The sequence below is a fragment of the Saccharomonospora iraqiensis subsp. paurometabolica YIM 90007 genome, from assembly GCF_000231035.2.
GTDB classification, from domain to species: domain Bacteria; phylum Actinomycetota; class Actinomycetes; order Mycobacteriales; family Pseudonocardiaceae; genus Saccharomonospora; species Saccharomonospora paurometabolica.
Window position 1 is genome coordinate 69,642 of record NZ_KI912187.1, and the last position, 536, is coordinate 70,177.

The 536-nt window shown below is 77.1% G+C and carries 1 protein-coding gene; it reads left to right on the top strand.

Annotated elements, in window-relative coordinates:
* Nucleotides 1–163: 163 nt before the first annotated feature.
* A partial coding sequence (locus tag SACPADRAFT_RS24665; RefSeq protein ID WP_007027934.1) for a GTP-binding protein occupies nt 164–536 on the top strand: 373 nt, incomplete at its 3' end.

Sequence of the window (536 nt, forward strand, 5' to 3'; positions counted from 1 at the left end):
TGGGCCTGCCCGCGCACTACGCCGCCCCGTTGCGGCGCGGCGAGCCGCCCGTGGTGGGGCGGGTCGAGCACGGCCGGTGCCTGCTGGATCTGCGGGCGATCCCGCCGGAGGACGACGAACGGCTGCTGGAGGCCGTCCTCCGCTGCGCGGAAGCGGCGACCTGATGCGGGTCGTCGCCACGGCCGGGCACGTCGACCACGGCAAGTCCGCGCTCGTGCGGGCACTCACCGGCATCGAACCCGACCGGCTCGACGAGGAACGCCGCCGCGGGCTCACCGTCGACCTCGGGTTCGCCTGGACCGACCTCGGCGGGCACACCGTCGCCCTCGTCGACGTCCCCGGGCACCGGCGGTTCGTGCCCACCATGCTCGCGGGCACCGGGCCGGTGGCGGCCGCGTTGTTCGTCGTCGCCGCCGACGAGGGCTGGCAGGCCCAGTCGCACGAGCACCTGGCCGCGCTGGACGCCTTCGGGGTGCGGCACGCGGTGCTCGCGGTGACCAAGGCCGACCGCGCCGACCCCGCCCCGGTGCTCGCCG